This is a genomic window from Pseudomonas syringae, assembly GCF_000737245.1.
GTDB classification, from domain to species: Bacteria; Pseudomonadota; Gammaproteobacteria; order Pseudomonadales; family Pseudomonadaceae; genus Aquipseudomonas; species Aquipseudomonas syringae_J.
In genome coordinates, this window is record NZ_JPQU01000015.1 from 118211 (window position 1) to 136334 (window position 18124).

Here is an 18124-nt window from a genome sequence, read left to right on the forward strand (position 1 = left end):
TTTCTTGAATGGCGCCTAGCCGACAATCAGGGCAGATATAGACTGAACATCCCACCGCCCAGCCGGCCACCATTGGCCAGCTCGATCCGCCCGCAAACGCCATTGCGCTGATGCCGTCCGGCAATCTGCGCGGCGAAGTACAGGCCCAGGCCGGTGCTGCCGCTCACCGGATTGATGCCCTGCACATAGTCGGACTGAAACTCGATCATGTTCGGGGGGTAGCCGGGGCCGTCATCGTTGATCACGATGACCACCTGCCCTTCTTCCTCACGGACGGTGATCAGGATCGAATGACGGGCGAAGCGGATGGCGTTGATGATGATGTTGGCGACGACTGAGCCGATCAATTCGCGATCAAAGAAACCCAACGGGCACAGACTGTCCACTTCAAAGGTAGCAACCAGGCCGCGACTGCTCAGGACTTCTTCATGCCAGGCCAGCTGCGCCTCGATGAAGTCGTCCAGTTCATGGTACTCAGGCCGAAGCGGAAGCTGATTGACCTCCAGCTTATAGAGGCCGAGCAGTTGGACCATCATGCCGTTGAGGCTGGCGAATTCGTAGTCGATAACGCCGCGCTCGGGGGTGTTTTTCTGCTCCTCGCTCAAGCGGCCTTGCCATTCCCCGTGAGCCTGCATCAGTGACGCCAACGAATTCTTCATGTCATGCACGGTTGAGGCAATCACCATGGAGAAGTCCAGACCCGCATCCTTTTCGCTCATGCACCAAACGCCTTGCTCTGTAATTTCTGGAATCGCTCGAAGCGCGGATCGTCACTCGGCATCTTGCCGATCATTTTCAGACAGGCCCGGCACTCCTCAAGCTTCGCCGCATCCGGTGTCGTCGCCATTGAATGCAGCAAGGCCTGTGCCAGGTTCAGCGCGATACTGATGTTCTTCGCTTGCAGCCCGAGTGCTTTGCGGAAAAGGTCCTGAGCCTCGGCCAGATTACCGCCCTTGTAGCTGCGCACACCTTGAATGTTGAGATCGATCGCCACTTTGTTGGCGCCCAGGATCGACGGATCATCGGTCTGTTTGGCGATTCCTTGCATGACTACCGGATCATCACCGTAAATCTCGGCACAGGTTTTCAGCACGCCAGCTCCGGCGTCCGCGTGGCCAAGTTTTTCCAACTGGGCCGCCACTGCCAGTGCTGCATTGGCGCCGAGGAACTGATCCATGTCTTGTAGGCGACCCATTGCGTCCGCAGTAAGCTTCGCTGCCATCTCGGGATCAGAGTGCTGCACGCTGGCAGCCTTCATCAGCCGCGCCCGGACTTGCACGCCTTGGTCATCGCCGTTGTCTTTTGAGACTTCACCCAGCGTCTGATTGATCTCGACTCGGGTTCTGGCGTCGAGCCCCTGATCACCACCGCGTGAAATGAGCGCCTGAGCGAAGCCGAGATTGGTTTCCGGATTCTTGAAACGCGAGAACTGCCCTTGGGAAACTGCCTGACGATAGGCCCGAGAGGCGCCGTCAAAATCCTGATTATCCAGAGCCAGCTTGCCCAGCAGCGTTTGCCGACGCACCGCCAGCGGAGAGATCCGCACGGCTTCTTCCAGCACTTTCTGCGCGCGCACGGTGTCGCCCCGGGCAACCAACGCCTCGGCCAGGCCATCGTAGAGAATCGGCATTGCGGGGAACGCTTTGACGGCGGCTTCAAAAACCGTCTGCGCCTCGGCCGCCTTGTTGCGCTTGAGCAGCAAATTGCCGAGTGCAGCGAAGGCCCAAGGGGCCGGCCGGTCAGCGAGGATGGATTTGAGGAAAGCCTCCAGCGGCTCATATTGTTTCAAGTCGCGCAGCGCATCGGCCTTGTAACGCAGGCACAAGGGCGCATAACGCGGATCCTTATTGGTCAATGCAACACAGGCAGCCAGCACCTCCGAAGGCTTGCCGCGATCCAGCGCCTGCAAAATAGGCTTGAGCATGGTCTTGCGCTGCACCAGCTTCTCGAGCCGCTGAGCCAGACCGGCGCGGTTGAACGGCTTAGTCAGATAAGCATCAGGCTCCCATTCCAATGCGCTCATCACCATGGCCTGACTGTTCTCGGCCGTGACCATGATGAACACCGATTCATAGCTCAACAGCCGGTCGACCATCAGGTCTTCAAGCACATGCTGGCCGTTCTTCTTGCCGTCACCCAGATTGAAATCATGCAGAACAAAATCGTAACGCTTCTGCGCGCACATCTTCAGCGCCTGCTCGCCGGTGTCAGCCGTATCAACCTCCTTCACCCCCAGCTCGCGCAGCATGGAGCGCACCGAACTGCGGAAGTCGGAGAAGTCATCGACGATAAGAAACTTTTTTTGGTTGTACGCCAGCATCAGGGGTCCAATAAGGAAGAAAGAGATAAGCCCAAGGGCAAGCAGATAGACGGGTCCAGCTTCGCCGTCCGTTGATGGCGTGGCAAAACCAGAAGATAGCACTACGCTATCATGCAGATTTTACAACAAAGGCCCAATCCTTGGCTCTGACCGGCACGGCGGCCGCTCCAACAACGACTCACACGCTCCGCAATACAGGTAGGTTATCGGCGTGACGTCATTTTTCTGGAGTCGGAATAATGACGAGGGTTGGAGAATGCTTGATCGCCAGGGATGGCTGTATAGCGCTATCGCGCAGCAAACACTTATCCACAGTTGAGCCCAGCCTGGGGCTGGGAAAAAGACACCTGAAAAAAACTGCTGGAGGCCTGTCCCCTTTTTCCGTCTCACCGGTCATTGCAGGTATGTGAACAAACTATGAGACCTTACCTCTATGCCTCCAGCCTCGCCTTATCATCTGCGCCCCCTGCTCCGCTTCAGCCTTTTGCTGACCCTGAGCACCAGCCCGCTGTTCATCTCCCCCTCTTGGGCCGAGAGCACCGACCGACGCAACTATGAAGTACCCGCTGGCGGCCTGGGTGCGGCGTTGACGCGGTTTGCCGGGTTGGCTGGCGTCAACTTGTCGTTGGATCCGGCACTGGTGAGCGGTCGTAACAGCGCGGGGCTGTCCGGAGATTTCGCTGTTGAAGAAGGTTTCTCACGCTTACTGCAAGGCTCGGGTCTACAACTGGTGTCTGTGGCGGACCACGCCTATACCCTGGTCCCCGCCCCTGAAGGCAGCAGCCTGCAATTGGCACCCACCTCGATTCTTGGCGCCAGCGGCACCACCGACGGTCAGGCGTATGCCGGTGGTCAGGTCTCACGCCGAGGCTCGCAAGGCCTGCTTGGCTCGCGGGATTTCATGGACACGCCATTCAGCATGACCACTTATACCAGCCAGACGGTGAAGGACCAGCAGGCCCGAACCCTGAGCGACCTCATCGCCAGCGACCCTTCAGTGCGCGCCACCAACCCGGCGGGCGGACGTTTTGAGCAGTTCACCATCCGAGGGCTGAGCCTGTTCAACAGTGATGTTTCCTATAACGGTCTTTACGGCATTCTGCCGACCTATACGATTGACATGGAAATGGCCGACCGTGTGGACATCCTTAAAGGCCCGAGCCAGTTGGTCAACGGTATCTCGCCACGGGGCAGTGTCGGCGGCGGCATTAATGTGGTGCCAAAACGGGCGACCGACAAGGACATCACCGAGTTCACCGGCAGCTACGCGTCCAACAATCAGCTGGGTACCGCGGTGGATGTCGGCCGCAGGTTTGGCGACGAGGGCAAGTTCGGGGTGCGCTTCAACGGCGTGAAACAATCAGGCGATACCGAATGGGATCACCAGAGCGTCGACCGCGAAATGGCGGTGCTGGGCCTCGACTTCCGTGGTGAACGCCTGCGACTCTCGACCGATATTGGACACACCGAACGCAACACCGACGCACCGCAGGAACGTGTTCAGATCGGCGCCAATGCAAAGGTGCCCAGCGCCAATGATGTGCACCGCAACTATGCGCAAACCTGGAGCAAGGCACGTACCGAGGACACCTTTGGCGCCGTGAACGCCGAGTACGACGTCAACGATTCGGTGATGTTGTACGGCGGTGTGGGCGCTCGTAAAAGTAACCATGACTTCCTGCGCCATGGGGTGCCTATCACCAACAACGCGGGTGATTTCAGTGTCCAGCCGCGAGACTTCACCCGCGACGAAAATGTGCGCACCGGAACCGCCGGGGTTCGCAACTGGTTCCACACGGGCCCGGTAAGCCATGAGATCAATCTGGCTGCCAGCTACTTCTATATGGACTTCGAGAACGGCGGCGCTCGCTATGCGGCCTCGCCCAGCAACCTGTACAACCCAGTCACATCGCCCACCCCCGCCAACCCCACCCGCCAGGACCCCAAGGTCTACACCGAAAACCGCTTCAGTGGCGTGGCGTTGTCCGACACACTTGGCTTCTTCGACGATCGCTTGTTGCTAACCCTCGGTGCACGCTGGCAGCGGGTCAAGGTCGATGACTGGTCAGACGGCGTCAAAGGCGACACGGCCTACGATGAGGAAAAAGTCTCGCCGTCAGGCGGCATCCTGTACAAGGTGACCGACCAATTGTCGGTGTATGCCAACTACATGGAAGGCCTGAGCCAGGGCAAGATCGCGCCGTCCACCTCAGTAAACGAGGATGAGATTTTTCCGCCGTTCATCAGCCGCCAGGTCGAGGTCGGGAGCAAATATGACTTGGGCTCATTCGCCCTCACGGCCAGTGTGTTCCGTATCAAGCAACCGGCCTACGAGACCAACGCCACAACCCGAGTCTTCGGCCCGAACGGCAAGCGCGAGAACAACGGCGTGGAGCTCATCATGTTCGGTGAACCGCTAAAAGGCGTGCGCCTGCTTGGAGGCGTGATGTACATCGATAGCGAATTGACCGATACCGTCAACGGCACCTTCGACGGCAAACGGGCGCCCGCTACCCCGGAATACAACGTCAATCTGGGTGCCGAATGGGACATCCCCAACGTTCAAGGGTTGACCCTGACCGGCCGTGGCATCTATTCCAGTTCGCAGTATCTGGACCAGGCCAACAGCAAGGAAATCGACTCATGGGAGCGTCTCGATGTGGGCGCGCGCTACGCCTTCAAAGTCGACGGCAAGGCTGTAACCCTGCGTGCCAATGTCGAAAACGTGCTGGATAAACACTACTGGAGTTCCGCTGGCGCCTCGGATGACAGCGAGCCTGGCTTGACGCTCTCAACCCCGAGAACCTATCTGGTCTCGGCAACCATCGGCTTCTGAGTTGATCTGATCATCCTGCGCGCCGGAACGGGCGCATACGCTGACCCGTCCATGTCCGCGCAGTGCCCGGCACCGCAACTGATGAAGGATCAGCGAGAACAACCAGCGCCCGAGTCCCGGGCGCTGGGCTCAACCATCAGAACTTGACGCTGGCAGTCAGACGCGCCGTTCTGAGCGCTCCCTCTTCCACCTGAAGCATGCTGCTGCCGGTGGTCGACGGGTAATACTCTTTGTTGAACAGGTTGTCGATGTTGAGCTGCAGACTGGTCTTGTAGTCGTGAGTTGGCAGATCCCAACGCACAAAAGCATCCGCCAGGGTGTAGCTGTCCATCCAGAAACTGTTCGCATCATCACCCGGCCGCTCGCCGACGTATCGAGCACCCGCACCGACATGCCACTGGCCGGTTTCGGCAGGCAGCGCGAGATGATGGGTGACGTAGAGGCTGGCAGTATGCATCGGCGCATTGGGCAGACGATTACCCTCCTGCGCTGGAGATTCGTCGTTTTTCAGCACCTCGGTCTGGTTGTAGGCATAGGTGCCGATAACGCTCCAATTGCGAGTGATCTCACCGGTGACATCCAGTTCAACCCCGCGTGAACGAGCCTTGCCGACGGCTTCGTCGATGCTGTTGCCGTTGCTTTGCAGCACACTGTTGACCAGGTTTTTCTTGACGATGTCGTACACCGCCAGGTTCACGTTGAGCGCCTGGACGGGTGTGTATTTGATCCCGGCCTCGTAACTGCGCCCCTCGGTTGGCTTGAAGCTGTTGCCTGCATCGTCGGCATCATTGGGCACGAAGGAGCGACTGTAGTTGGCGTAAAGCGCCACAGTGTCCGTTGGCTGGTAAACGATCCCGCCAAACGGGATGAATTTATCCCCATTGGAATCCGCGCCAGGTGCATAGGAACTGCCAAGGCCTTGATCGCTGTATTGGTCCCAGTGCTCCTGACGACCGCCGAACACCAGAATCCAGCGATCATTGAGGTGCCAATTGTCCTTGAAATACAACGACGTGGTGACCAGGTTGTTCTCGGCATTGCTCTGGACAGCACTGACGGTTACCGGCTCAGCCAGATTGCCGTAAGACGGGTTCTGAATGTTGAGATTCCCGGCAGCGCTGCTGGCGTTGCGATAGGTTTTGCCGCGATATTTGTCCAGCGACTCGTTATCCACACCCACTGTTATTTCGTGTCGTTGACCAAACAACTGCTGATCGCCGATCAGATCCAGGGCGGTATAGCGACTTTCATAGTCATAATGCCCACCGTTGGCGATGCGCCGCAGGTTATTGCCAGTCAGGGTACTCGGCTGCGCGATCGACAGGCTGTACCGATCCTCCGTCCAGCCGTAGGTCAATCGGCTGCGCCAGTCGTCGTTGAGCTGGTACTCGAACTTTGCGGTCGTGCTCTGGCTTATGCCCACCGACTTGGCCCAACGCTCGTCCAGACGGTCGCGATAACTGATGTCGGCCGGGTGACCATTGACGAATACGGTGCCGCGATCAAATGGGCTTGCGTAGTCGTTGTAGGTGTAGGCAAGCGAGAAACTGGCTCGGTCGCCGACCCAGGCTATCGAAGGCGCGATGAGGGTATGCTCGTCGACCCCGTAGTTGCGCCAATAGTCTTCGTGACTGCGCTCAGCGATCAGCCTGTACGCCAGATTGGTGTCACCCAGTGGCCCGGTTGTGTCCAGACCAAACGACCCGCCCCCTTCGCTGAAACCAGACCCGGTCAAGGTCGTGCTACGGGTGAACTGTGGCTGTTTGCTGATCACGTTGATCAAACCGCCCGGCTCAAGAGCGCCATACATCAAAGAAGCAGGGCCTTTGAGTACTTCCACATGGTCAGTGGTGGCACCCAGATTGCGACCGATAGCCGAGCGGATGCCGTCTCGCAGGATGGAGTTGTCATCGTTGCTGCCAAAACCTCGCTTGATCAGCGCATCTTTGGTGCCGCCCAGGGTATTAGTCTGGGTGATACCACTGACGAAGCGCATCGCATCGTTGAGGTCCTTGACCTGATAGTCATCCAGAGTCTGGGCAGCCACGGTGTTCACGGTTTGCGCCTCGTCCCGGTTCTGCGTGGAGCCCTTGCTGGCAGTGCTGCCCTCTGCACGTGTGTAACTGCCCAGACCATCACCAGCATCGCTGGTGGATTGAATGACACTGGCCGGTATCTCGGTAGCCGCCTGAACGGCCATCGCACAACACGGAATTGCGAAACACAGAAGGACTGACGCGTGAGTCCTGTTTAGCAGCTTTACCACGAGCATGACTCCGTAATGGTGTATCAACGAGAATGCGTTTCATCCCTACTACACGAGTCAGACGTAGGATTACCTCATCAGATTTCCGGATTTTTTTTCAGACGTGAAGATCGGACCGGGGTCTCTTTTCAAAAGGCTATCGCCAAGCGCTGCCACGCCAAGCGCAAAAAAGCCCCGCCAGATAGTCTGTTCGGGGCTTGATTGGGACCTGCAGTTGCCACCCGGCTGTTGGACAATCAGCTGTCTGGATGAGCATGCGGGGAGGTCAGATTAGGTGGTGTCCCAGGGCAGGTTCGAACTGCCAACCTTCCCCTTAGGAGGGGGATGCTCTATCCAATTGAGCTACTGGGACACAGTTGCCAGCACCAGAATGGGTGCCAGCGAGACGGCGTGCATGTTAACGGCACCGGTCACTTTTGTCATGTCGTCTTTGGCTGACACGGCTGTGGGCCTTATCCGTTTAAAACGCGGGGTTTGACGTCAATCATGCATTTTGCACTACACCTAAAAGCCACCATTGCAAAACGCATGCAGGCGCACTGCTGATACCCGCTCAAGCTATTGATATACAAGGGTTTTTATCCGAGCCGAAGTTGGCATGCAGCCTGCACTACTCTCTCCAGTAAAGATCCTTCTTAAAGAAAGTTCCGTTGGAGGTAACCGAAAATGAACATCGCCCTATCAGTGTTGAATGCAGCAGCCCTGGTCGCACTGGTGGCGTTTCATTTTCAGGATGACGCAAGTGCGGAACAGGTTGCAGCCCAGGCACAGCCACATCACCTGCTGCGTCAAGCTCCTCAATTGGCGGTGATGACAGAACGCAGTGGTCAGGCGGCCATTCTGGCAAATGAAAGCATTTCCCGACCGGTTGCGGATTCCGACCAGCGTTGGGTGTTCTAACTCCCTAGCACTCACGCCCCCAGCATCGACTCACCGTTTCGAGAGACCAATTATGTCCAAATCTGCTTTGTCCTTCATTATTCTGACCATCATGTCCGTGGCCGTGGATCTGTTGCTGCCAGCGACCGCACAGGGCGTAAGCAGTGTCATGAAAATCGCCGCGGGCTTGTTTTCGGTATTGTTCATCGTCGCCTTGATTCTGGGTCGCCGCTTTAAATTCGATCCTGTTCTGCGCTGACTTATACGACTACCCGCTTCGTCGCCCCGCATCAGCCTCCCCCGCCAGCCTCACACCTCAGCCTCACACCTCAGAACTACCACGCAGTCCGGCACCTTGGGCGTTCGCCAAACGTGACGCCCGTCGGCATGCATTAGTATTTTGGAGATAACCCTCTAAGCTGACAGATAGCCATCATGGCAATATGCATTCAGAGGGCCGCGTGAAATTTGTAGGACGCTCGGGTGGATGCCGTACTTTGATAATCCGCTCGCAATTCTGATAATCGGTGCTGGCTAAACGCCTTTACCTGAGTCAATATTTGTCACAGAATTGACGCCAAGGATCCGGCACATTGAGGCATGATGCTGGCCTCTTTGATAACCCGGTTGAACATTTCGCCAAAAAGACGGTCACAGGATGACATCTTGCGGCGACTTGCTAGAACCGCCTTCCCCTGAACTAACCGGTTAAATATATGAGCCCTATGAAACAGGCTACTTATTCCAGCCGTACGGCTGACAAGTTCGTTGTACGTCTACCCGATGGCATGCGTAACCGCGTGCAAGAGGTAGCTAAAAACCACCATCGCAGCATGAACTCCGAGATCATTGCTCGTCTCGAACAAAGCCTGATTCAGGAAGGCGCACTGGGCGATGAGCCTAGCCTACGCCTTGATAGCCCTGAGCTGTCCATGCATGAACGCGAATTGCTGCAACGCTTTCGGCAACTCTCCCACCGCCAGCAGAATGCACTTGTTTCCCTGATCGCTCATGACACGGAACTCGCAGCAGATAACGAAGACTGACCGTTGTAGCTAAATTCTCAAGGCAGCGTAGTTGCTGGCTTTTTATTGCAGTCCGATGGCCCTAATTACCGTAGGACAATTCCGCAATAATAAAAAAACCGCCCAACTAGGGCGGTTTTTTTGTGCAGGTAATTTAAAGCAGGAAGATGGTAGCCAAGCCAAGGAAGATGAAGAATCCGCCGCTGTCTGTCATGGCCGTAATCATCACACTGGCACCCATGGCCGGATCCCGCCCGAGCTTGGCCAGGGTCATCGGGATCGTAACCCCCATGAGCGCCGCCAGCAGCAGGTTGAGGGTCATGGCCGCAGTCATCACGACGCCCAGCGACCAACTGCCATAGAGCAGGTAGGCCACCACACCAATCACCCCGCCCCACACAACGCCGTTGATCAATCCCACCGCGAGCTCTTTACGCAACAGGCGCTTGGTGTTTCCGGTGTTAACCTGGTCGAGCGCCATGGCCCGGACGATCATGGTGATGGTCTGGTTACCGGAGTTACCGCCGATACCCGCGACGATGGGCATCAAGGCCGCCAGCGCCACGAGTTTTTCGATAGAGCCCTCAAACAGACCGATGACTCGAGAAGCCACAAATGCTGTGATCAGGTTGACCGCCAGCCAGGACCAACGGTTACGCAACGAACGCCAGACAGAGGCGAAGATATCTTCCTCTTCCCGAAGACCCGCCATGTTGAGGACTTCGGTCTCGCTCTCTTCACGAATCAGGTCGACCATTTCGTCGATGGTCAGACGGCCAATCAGCTTGCCGTTCTTGTCCACAACCGGGGATGAAATAAGGTCGTAACGCTCAAACGCCTGGGCAGCTTCATAGGCATCGCCGTCCGGGTGGAAACTCACCGGATCATTGGCCATGACTTCCGAGACTTGTTTGTCAGGGTCGTTGACCAGCAGGCGCTTGATCGGCAAAACGCCCTTGAGCACGCCGTCGTAATCGACCACGAACAGTTTGTCCGTATGGCCAGGCAATTCCTTGAGGCGGCGCAGATAGCGCAGCACGACTTCAAGGCTGACATCCTCACGGATCGTCACCATCTCGAAGTCCATCAGAGCACCGACCTGCTCCTCATCGTAGGACAAGGCCGAGCGCACGCGTTCGCGTTGCTGGGTGTCCAGCGCTTCCATCAATTCGTGGACAACGTCTCGGGGCAACTCGGGTGCAAGGTCGGCCAGCTCGTCGGCGTCCATTTCCTTGGCAGCCGCCAGCAGCTCGTGATCGTCCATGTCGGCGATCAACGTTTCCCGTACGGAATCGGATACTTCGAGAAGAATGTCGCCGTCGCGCTCAGCCTTGACCAGCTGCCAGACCGTCAGGCGATCGTCCAGAGGCAACGCTTCGAGGATATAGGCGACGTCGGCGGAGTGAAGATCATCGAGCTTGCGTTGCAGCTCGACGAGGTTCTGCCGATGAACCAGGTTTTCTACGCGATTCTGATTTTGACCCTCTTGACGATGGGTCAAATCTTCAACAATACGCTGGCGCTGCAGGAGCTCGATTACTTGAGCCAGACGATCCTGAAGGCTTTCCTGCGTTTTTTTAACTTCTCTTTCGGTCATAGGCGAACTCCACTCCCAGCAGCGGAGCACGCCGGGGAGATCAATCAGTTAATGCATGATTGGTAAAAAAATCTGTTGAGTTGCTACTGGGTAAGTCCATGGAGGTATTCCATAAGCCCCGGCGGGGCTGACGGGCGCAATCATACACCGGCCAAGCGAATCGCACCCTAAAAATTCTGGCTATAACAAGTGCTTGCAACACAAAGTTAATTACTCAGGTCTGGGACGTCACATTCAGCCAAGAAAACACCTTCGCCATCGAAACCGACATTGGCTAGGCTTGCGCATCACCCGTCACGGAAGACGCCGCATGCCATTCAAAGCCAGTCTGCTTTTGGGGATCGCCCTGCTCGGCCCCGTTCACTCTCTTCAGGCCTCGACCGTCCAGCGTTGCGAAGATGCCACGGGAAACATTACGTTTACCACACTGGGCTGCCCTGTCGCCCATAGCATGCAACAGCAAAAGGCCTACAACGCACCGCCAGGAAGCTCAGTGCCTACTGCCGAAGGGGCTGACAAAACATGGCGCAGACTGGAAACAGCACCACGCAACACGGACGTAGTGGTGGTCGGAGAGCGCGATGACGGTTGCGGGAATCGCCTGAGCGCCGATCAACGCCGACGGGCGATCATCAACCAACAGACTCCACCTGGCATGACCCGCAGAGATGTTGAGAGCTTGCTGGGCAGACCCGACAAAGTGGTCAGCAGAAATGGAGAAACGCGCTATGTGTATAAGGAGAAAAAAGGGCGCAGCAGCCAAGTCACGTTTGACGAGAATGGATGCGTGAAAGGCAAACGCTAGAAAGCAAAAAGCCCGTATCAGACGATACGGGCTTTTTGGTGTTTGGTGCACTCGACAGGATTCGAACCTGTGACCGCTCGGTTCGTAGCCGAGTACTCTATCCAGCTGAGCTACGAGTGCATTAGCGCTTGATAAACCAGATCACCGCTGGTTGTAGCAAAGTTACCTGCATTACTGCAAACAACTCTTAAATGGTGCACTCGACAGGATTCGAACCTGTGACCGCTCGGTTCGTAGCCGAGTACTCTATCCAGCTGAGCTACGAGTGCATTTGTTGCCGCGCATTATAGGCCGTCGATTCTTTTTGTAAAGCACTTTCTCTAGTAAATTCAACAACTTACTGTTAAAGCCAGAAACAACGTACTAAGCAAATAATGGCGGAGAACGGGGGATTCGAACCCCCGACACCCTTGTGAGGTGTACTCCCTTAGCAGGGGAGCGCCTTCGGCCACTCGGCCAGCTCTCCGCAACACGGGGCGTATAATAACCACCCTTTTCCCCGTTTGCAAACCAAAAATTCAATAAAAATTAATGGCTTGGTTCTTCGTCCTTCTCTTTCTTGATACGCAGGTAAATCTCTTCACGGTGAACAGCCACTTCCTTGGGTGCATTCACACCAATGCGCACTTGATTGCCTTTGACGCCGAGCACGGTCACGGTGATTTCTCCATCACCAATGATCAGGCTTTCTGCGCACCGACGAGTCAGAATCAGCATACCTTTCTCCTCACGGATTACATTCAGGGACTACGGCTGCATAGCCGGAAGGCGACGCCCGCGACTTCGTCACGGTTGTAACCAGCGTATCGACCGACGAAATCAAAAGCGCAGGTTCGCCCATCAAAAACACAAAGGGCGCGGTCAGACCGCGCCCTTTGCCGATGCATCACTCACCCTGTCGGGGAGCGTCCAGCTCAAAAGCTGTATGCAGCGCACGTACTGCCAGCTCCAGGTACTTCTCTTCGATGACCACTGACACCTTGATTTCCGATGTCGAGATCATCTGGATGTTGATGCTTTCCTTGGCCAGGGATTCGAACATGCGGCTGGCCACGCCTGCGTGGGAGCGCATGCCGACGCCGACGATGGACACCTTGGCAATCTTGGTATCACCAATGACTTCACGGGCGCTGATTTCACGAGCGGTGGCTTCAAGCACCTGCAAGGCCGCCTGATAGTCGTTGCGATGCACGGTGAAGGTGAAGTCGGTGGTGTTATCGTGCGCAACGTTCTGCACGATCATGTCGACTTCGATGTTCGCGCCGCTGATAGGCCCGAGAATTTTGAACGCCACGCCTGGGGTGTCTGGCACGCCACGGATGGTCAGCTTGGCTTCATCGCGGTTGAAAGCGATGCCGGAAATGATCGGCTGTTCCATGGATTCCTCTTCGTCAATTGTGATGAGGGTGCCTGGACCCTCCTTGAAGCTGTGCAATACGCGCAGCGGGACGTTGTACTTGCCGGCGAACTCGACCGCACGGATCTGCAACACCTTGGAACCGAGGCTGGCCATTTCCAGCATCTCTTCGAAGGTGATCTTGTCCAGACGCTGAGCCTGGGACACCACGCGTGGGTCCGTGGTGTAGACGCCGTCGACATCGGTATAGATCTGGCACTCGTCGGCCTTGAGCGCCGCGGCCAGCGCGACGCCAGTGGTGTCGGAACCGCCACGACCAAGCGTCGTGATGTTGCCGTTCTCGTCCACACCCTGGAAACCGGCGACGACTACCACGCGACCGGCCTTCAGGTCAGAGCGAATTTTCTGATCGTCAATCTGCAGGATCCGCGCCTTGTTATGCGCGCTGTCTGTCAGGATACGCACCTGATTACCGGTGTACGACACCGCTGGTACGCCGCGTTTGATCAATGCCATGGCCAACAGCGCGATGGTCACTTGCTCACCGGTGGAAACGATCACGTCCAGTTCACGGGGAACCGGCTGATCGCTGATCTGCTTGGCCAGTTCGATCAAGCGATTGGTTTCACCGCTCATGGCTGACAGCACAACCACCAGGTCGTCGCCCGCCTCGCGGAATTTCTTGATTTTGTCGGCCACCTGTTCGATACGCTCTACAGAGCCCACCGAGGTGCCGCCAAACTTCTGTACGATCAAAGCCATCTCAAAGCCGCCTCTGCCCGATTAAGGGCGCCCATTAAACGTTCAAATCCAAGCGTCAGGCCCGCTGCAACCGAGTGGGCCTGACAGGTCGACTTAAATACCCTGCTCGACGAAAGGTACGGTCAACGCCAGCGCTGCATCCAGCGCGCCTGCGTCGACACCGCCACCTTGCGCCATGTCAGGACGACCGCCGCCTTTACCGCCCACGGCGGCAGCAGCCTGTTTCATCAAATCACCGGCTTTGAGTTGGCCAGTCAGGTCTTTGGTTACGCCTGCAACCAGTACGACCTTATCCTCGTGCACCCCGCCGAGCAGGATCACTGCGCGACCGAGCTTGTTCTTCAATTGATCGACCAGCGCCAGCAGCGCTTTGCCATCCTGACCGTCCAGGCGCACGGCCAGCACTTTCACGCCTTTGACATCCAGTGCGGAGGACGACAGATCGTCGCCCGCTGCACTGGCCGCCTTGGCCTGCAATTGTTCCAGTTGTTTTTCCAGCAGACGGTTGCGTTCAAGCACAGCCGACAGCTTGTCCAGCAGGTTGTCGCGATTGCCTTTGACCAGCGTCGCGGCTTCCTTGAGCTGATCTTCCGCGGCATTGAGGTAGCCAAGCGCTGCTGCGCCGGTGACCGCTTCGATGCGGCGAACACCAGCGGCCACACCGCCCTCACTGACAATCTTGAACACCGCAATGTCGCCGGTACGGTTGGCGTGGATACCACCACACAACTCGACGGAGAAATCGCCGCCCATGCTCAGCACACGGACGCTGTCGCCGTACTTCTCGCCAAACAGGGCCATTGCGCCACGCGCCTTGGCGGTTTCGATATCGGTTTCTACCGTCTCAACCGCGCTGTTCTTGCGGATTTCGGCGTTGACGATGTCTTCCAGGGCTTTCAACTGCTCAGGCTTGATGGCTTCAAAGTGGCTGAAGTCAAAGCGCAGGCGCTGGCTGTCTACCAACGAGCCTTTCTGCTGAACGTGCTCGCCCAGCACTTGACGCAGGGCTGCGTGCAGCAAGTGGGTTGCAGAGTGGTTCAATGCCGTGGCGTTACGAACTTCGGCGTTCACTTCAGTGTTCACTGCCGCGCCGACACTCAGGGTGCCCGACGCCACGACGCCATGGTGCAGGAATGCGCCGCCGGTCTTGGTGGTGTCACGCACGTCGAAGCGGACTTCGCCAGCGCTGATGTAGCCGCCATCACCGATCTGACCACCGGATTCAGCGTAGAACGGCGTGGTATCGAGAATTACCACGCCCTCTTCGCCTTCGCCCAACTGCTCGACTTTCTGGCCTTCTTTATAGAGAGCGACGATTTTCGCATCGCCACGGGTTGCCTTGTAACCGGTGAACTCGGTGGCCACATCAACCTTGACCAGGCTGTTGTAGTCCATGCCGAACGAACTGGCCGAACGAGCGCGCACGCGCTGGGCGTCCATTTCGCGCTCGAAGCCTTCCTCGTCGAGAGTCAGATTGCGCTCGCGGGCGATGTCACCGGTCAAGTCCATCGGAAAACCATAGGTGTCGTAGAGTTTGAACACTACGTCGCCTGGGACCACGGTGCCTTTGAGGTCAGCCAGATCCTGCTCGAGGATTTTCAGGCCCTGCTCCAGAGTCTTGGCGAACTGCTCTTCTTCTGCCTTGAGCACGCGCTCGATGTGCGCCTGCTGCTGGGTCAGTTCAGGGAACGCAGTGCCCATCTCGGCAACCAGTGCAGCCACGATCTGATAGAAGAAGCTGCCCTTGGCGCCGAGCTTGTTGCCGTGACGGCAGGCGCGACGAATGATGCGGCGCAGCACATAACCACGGCCTTCGTTGGAAGGCAGCACGCCGTCGGCGATCAGGAAGCCACAGGAACGAATGTGGTCAGCCACAACTTTCAGGGACGCCTGATTGTCGTTGCTGCAGCCGATCGCTTTGGCAGCGGCAGCCAGCAAGCTCTGGAACAGGTCGATCTCGTAGTTCGAGTTGACGTGTTGCAGGACGGCACTTACGCGCTCCAGGCCCATGCCGGTATCCACCGACGGCGCAGGCAGCGGGTGCAGCACGCCGTCCGCTGTACGGTTGAACTGCATGAAAACGTTGTTCCAAATCTCGATGTAACGGTCGCCGTCTTCTTCCGGCGAACCCGGTGGGCCGCCCCAGATGTCCGGACCGTGATCGAAGAAAATCTCGGTGCAAGGACCGCACGGGCCGGTATCGCCCATGGTCCAGAAGTTGTCGGACGCGTAAGGTGCGCCCTTGTTATCGCCGATGCGAACCATGCGCTCGGCAGGTACGCCGATCTCTTTGGTCCAGATGTCATAGGCTTCGTCGTCAGTGGCGTAAACCGTGACCCAGAGTTTTTCCTTGGGCAGGTTCAGCCATTTTTCCGAGGTCAGGAATGTCCAGGCGTAGGTAATGGCATCACGCTTGAAGTAATCACCGAAGCTGAAGTTGCCCAGCATCTCGAAGAATGTGTGGTGACGCGCGGTATAACCGACGTTTTCCAGGTCGTTGTGCTTGCCACCGGCGCGCACGCATTTCTGGCTGCTGACGGCACGGGTGTAGGCTCGCTTTTCCTGGCCCAGGAAGCAATCCTTGAACTGGTTCATGCCTGCGTTGGTAAACAGCAGGGTCGGGTCGTTGCCCGGAATCAAGGAGCTGGAAGCTACACGGGTGTGGCCCTGCTCTTCGAAGAAGCCAAGGAAGGCTTCACGGATTTCTGCGCTTTTCATAGGTTCTTCCACGGAGACTGCGGCCAGAGGCAAAGTGCAAAACGTCATGTGACGTAGCGACGGCAAAGGGCCGCATTATATAGGCGTTGCGTCGCCGGTACAGTCTGTTTGTACGATAGAGATAAGCTACTGGACTATCGGCACCTCACGCACGAGAAAAATCGGCGAATGCCACGATGACTTGCTCGATCTGCTCGCGGGAAACATCCAGGTGCGTAACCATGCGCAAGCGTGGCGCTGCACTGAGAGTAATCCCGCGCCTGGCGCAGAAAGCCTTGAGCGCCTGAGCCTGATCGCCGATGTTTACGTAAACCATATTGGTGTGCACCGGCTCCACGCTGTAACCCGACTCAGTCAGGCCTTTGGCAAGCAGCTCAGCGTTGATGTGATCTTCCGCCAGGCGCTCGACGTGGTGATCAAGGGCGTAAAGGCCCGCGGCCGCCAGCAATCCTGCCTGGCGCATGCCGCCACCGACCATTTTGCGCAATCGGCGCGCCTTGACGATGAAGGATTCGGACCCGCACAACACCGAACCGATTGGCGCACCAAGGCCTTTGGACAGGCAAACCGAAACCGAATCGAAATGCTGGGTGATCTCCCGGGCATCGACACCGAGCTTGACCGAGGCGTTGTACAACCGCGCGCCATCCAGATGCAGCGCCAGACCATGAGCCCTGGTGAATTTTCGGGCCGCAGCCAGATAGCTCATTGGCAACACTTTGCCCTGCATGGTGTTTTCCAGGGCCAGTAATTTACTGCGGGCAAAATGGAAATCGTCCGGCTTGATGGTCGCCAGCACCTGATCCAGATCCAGCGAACCGTCGGCCTGATTCTCCAGTGGCTGGGGCTGAATCGAACCCAGGACTGCCGCACCGCCGCCTTCGTACTTATAGGTATGCGCCTGCTGGCCGACGATGTATTCATCGCCGCGCTCGCAATGGGCCATCAAGCCAAGCAGATTGCTCATCGTACCGGTGGGGACGAACAGCGCCGCCTTGAAACCCAGGCGCTTGGCCAGGGTTGCCTCCAGCTGATTGACCGTTGGGTCTTCGCCATACACATCGTCACCCAAGGGTGCCAGCGCCATGGCTGCACGCATGCCGGCACTGGGCTGGGTCACTGTGTCGCTGCGCAAATCAATAACCGTCACGATAAAGCTCCCTGAAGAATGCGAACCTCAGTTCTGAGGCCTGGGCTTGGGATAATCAAGGTATTGAGCGGCAATTCCAAGGATTCGTTATAAGAAAAAGTACGCATCACTGTAGGAAAGCGTCCATGCACATTGTGTGAATCTGTGATAAAAACTGCCCGCCGAAGAAAAATATCGACGGCAACGTTCTCAGGGCGGGGTGCGATTCCCCACCGGCGGTAATGACGCGCAATGCGTTTAGCCCGCGAGCGCTCACCCGATTTTCCAGGTGAGGTCAGCAGACCTGGTGTGATCCCAGGGCCGACGGTCATAGTCCGGATGAAGAGAGAACGGGATTGGCACCACCGGATCGTTTCGCGAGCATTGCCACGTTTTTCGTGGGGCTGGCGGTCGTACCCTGGCATCCCAT

Annotated in this window: 13 protein-coding genes, 4 tRNA genes and 1 riboswitch; of the genes, 5 read left to right on the forward strand and 12 right to left on the reverse strand. The window is 57.2% G+C overall.

The genetic code is table 11. The features are described from left to right. Nucleotides 1-26 precede the first annotated feature (26 nt). The gene (locus IV01_RS22600) at nucleotides 27-719 is read right to left on the reverse strand and encodes a sensor histidine kinase (protein WP_032625500.1); all 693 of its coding nucleotides are present in this window, start codon (nucleotides 717-719) and stop codon (nucleotides 27-29) included. After that, nucleotides 716-2320 carry a response regulator gene (locus IV01_RS22595; protein WP_032625502.1) on the reverse strand — a complete coding sequence of 535 codons (1605 nt, stop codon included), beginning with the start codon at nucleotides 2318-2320 and terminating at the stop codon, nucleotides 716-718. The genes IV01_RS22600 and IV01_RS22595 overlap by 4 nt, the downstream gene beginning before the upstream one ends. 433 nt (nucleotides 2321-2753) lie before the next feature. On the opposite strand from IV01_RS22595, the gene IV01_RS22590 reads away from it, so the two are divergent. Further along, complete coding sequence (locus IV01_RS22590; RefSeq protein ID WP_032625503.1) at nucleotides 2754-5156, forward strand: TonB-dependent receptor; 2403 nt, start codon at nucleotides 2754-2756, stop codon at nucleotides 5154-5156. A 136-nt stretch (nucleotides 5157-5292) separates the two neighbouring features. On the opposite strand, the gene IV01_RS22585 is transcribed toward IV01_RS22590, so the two are convergent. Both IV01_RS22585 and IV01_RS22580 read right to left on the reverse strand, forming a co-directional pair. Beyond that, entirely contained in the window at nucleotides 5293-7356 is a 2064-nt protein-coding gene (locus IV01_RS22585) for a TonB-dependent siderophore receptor (RefSeq protein ID WP_229636076.1), read from the reverse strand. A gap of 341 nt (nucleotides 7357-7697) precedes the next feature. Then, a tRNA-Arg gene (locus IV01_RS22580) sits at nucleotides 7698-7774 on the reverse strand. 314 nt (nucleotides 7775-8088) lie between these two features. Here IV01_RS22580 and IV01_RS22575 point away from each other — a divergent pair. The 3 genes from IV01_RS22575 to IV01_RS22565 all read left to right on the forward strand — a co-directional run bounded on the left by IV01_RS22575 (nucleotide 8089) and on the right by IV01_RS22565 (nucleotide 9347). Continuing rightward, a complete protein-coding gene (locus IV01_RS22575; protein WP_032625505.1) occupies nucleotides 8089-8322 on the forward strand; it encodes a hypothetical protein in 234 nt (77 codons plus the stop codon). A 52-nt stretch (nucleotides 8323-8374) separates the two neighbouring features. Then, nucleotides 8375-8560: a PA3371 family protein gene (locus IV01_RS22570; protein ID WP_032625506.1), complete on the forward strand. Its 186-nt coding sequence runs from the start codon at nucleotides 8375-8377 to the stop codon at nucleotides 8558-8560. A gap of 457 nt (nucleotides 8561-9017) precedes the next feature. After that, nucleotides 9018-9347 carry an Arc family DNA-binding protein gene (locus IV01_RS22565; protein ID WP_032625508.1) on the forward strand — a complete coding sequence of 110 codons (330 nt, stop codon included), beginning with the start codon at nucleotides 9018-9020 and terminating at the stop codon, nucleotides 9345-9347. A 133-nt stretch (nucleotides 9348-9480) separates the two neighbouring features. Here IV01_RS22565 and mgtE read toward each other — a convergent pair whose 3' ends face one another. Continuing rightward, nucleotides 9481-10923: a magnesium transporter gene (gene mgtE, locus IV01_RS22560; RefSeq protein ID WP_032625511.1), complete on the reverse strand. Its 1443-nt coding sequence runs from the start codon at nucleotides 10921-10923 to the stop codon at nucleotides 9481-9483. A 310-nt stretch (nucleotides 10924-11233) separates the two neighbouring features. On the opposite strand from mgtE, the gene bamE reads away from it, so the two are divergent. Further along, nucleotides 11234-11728 carry an outer membrane protein assembly factor BamE domain-containing protein gene (gene bamE / locus IV01_RS22555; RefSeq protein WP_050507265.1) on the forward strand — a complete coding sequence of 165 codons (495 nt, stop codon included), beginning with the start codon at nucleotides 11234-11236 and terminating at the stop codon, nucleotides 11726-11728. 43 nt (nucleotides 11729-11771) lie between these two features. On the opposite strand, the gene IV01_RS22550 is transcribed toward bamE, so the two are convergent. The 7 genes from IV01_RS22550 to ltaE form a co-directional block, all read right to left on the reverse strand. Then, nucleotides 11772-11848, reverse strand: a tRNA-Arg gene (locus IV01_RS22550). A gap of 72 nt (nucleotides 11849-11920) precedes the next feature. Then, nucleotides 11921-11997: transfer RNA gene (locus tag IV01_RS22545), tRNA-Arg, on the reverse strand. Nucleotides 11998-12103: 106 nt separating this feature from the next. Beyond that, nucleotides 12104-12194: transfer RNA gene (locus tag IV01_RS22540), tRNA-Ser, on the reverse strand. A 62-nt stretch (nucleotides 12195-12256) separates the two neighbouring features. Then, nucleotides 12257-12445, reverse strand: coding sequence for a carbon storage regulator CsrA (csrA, locus tag IV01_RS22535; protein WP_002554426.1), 189 nt, complete (start codon nucleotides 12443-12445; stop codon nucleotides 12257-12259). Nucleotides 12446-12614: 169 nt separating this feature from the next. Beyond that, complete coding sequence (locus tag IV01_RS22530; RefSeq protein WP_032625513.1) at nucleotides 12615-13847, reverse strand: aspartate kinase; 1233 nt, start codon at nucleotides 13845-13847, stop codon at nucleotides 12615-12617. Between the two features lie 93 nt (nucleotides 13848-13940). After that, the gene (gene alaS / locus IV01_RS22525; protein WP_032625515.1) at nucleotides 13941-16565 is read right to left on the reverse strand and encodes an alanine--tRNA ligase; all 2625 of its coding nucleotides are present in this window, start codon (nucleotides 16563-16565) and stop codon (nucleotides 13941-13943) included. A gap of 145 nt (nucleotides 16566-16710) precedes the next feature. Beyond that, entirely contained in the window at nucleotides 16711-17715 is a 1005-nt protein-coding gene (gene ltaE, locus IV01_RS22520; RefSeq protein WP_032625517.1) for a low-specificity L-threonine aldolase, read from the reverse strand. Nucleotides 17716-17896: 181 nt separating this feature from the next. After that, a riboswitch (FMN riboswitch) is annotated at nucleotides 17897-18050 on the forward strand. Nucleotides 18051-18124: the final 74 nt, after the last annotated feature.

Coding starts and splice junctions, on each gene's coding strand:
- IV01_RS22600 (WP_032625500.1), bottom strand. CDS start 719: ATGAGCGAAAAGGATGCGGGTCTGGACTTCTCCATGGTGATTGCCTCA.
- IV01_RS22570 (WP_032625506.1), top strand. CDS start 8,375: ATGTCCAAATCTGCTTTGTCCTTCATTATTCTGACCATCATGTCCGTG.
- IV01_RS22565 (WP_032625508.1), top strand. CDS start 9,018: ATGAGCCCTATGAAACAGGCTACTTATTCCAGCCGTACGGCTGACAAG.
- csrA (WP_002554426.1), bottom strand. CDS start 12,445: ATGCTGATTCTGACTCGTCGGTGCGCAGAAAGCCTGATCATTGGTGAT.
- alaS (WP_032625515.1), bottom strand. CDS start 16,565: ATGAAAAGCGCAGAAATCCGTGAAGCCTTCCTTGGCTTCTTCGAAGAG.
- IV01_RS22590 (WP_032625503.1), top strand. CDS start 2,754: ATGCCTCCAGCCTCGCCTTATCATCTGCGCCCCCTGCTCCGCTTCAGC.
- IV01_RS22595 (WP_032625502.1), bottom strand. CDS start 2,320: ATGCTGGCGTACAACCAAAAAAAGTTTCTTATCGTCGATGACTTCTCC.
- IV01_RS22575 (WP_032625505.1), top strand. CDS start 8,089: ATGAACATCGCCCTATCAGTGTTGAATGCAGCAGCCCTGGTCGCACTG.
- IV01_RS22530 (WP_032625513.1), bottom strand. CDS start 13,847: ATGGCTTTGATCGTACAGAAGTTTGGCGGCACCTCGGTGGGCTCTGTA.
- mgtE (WP_032625511.1), bottom strand. CDS start 10,923: ATGACCGAAAGAGAAGTTAAAAAAACGCAGGAAAGCCTTCAGGATCGT.
- IV01_RS22585 (WP_229636076.1), bottom strand. CDS start 7,356: ATGGCCGTTCAGGCGGCTACCGAGATACCGGCCAGTGTCATTCAATCC.
- bamE (WP_050507265.1), top strand. CDS start 11,234: ATGCCATTCAAAGCCAGTCTGCTTTTGGGGATCGCCCTGCTCGGCCCC.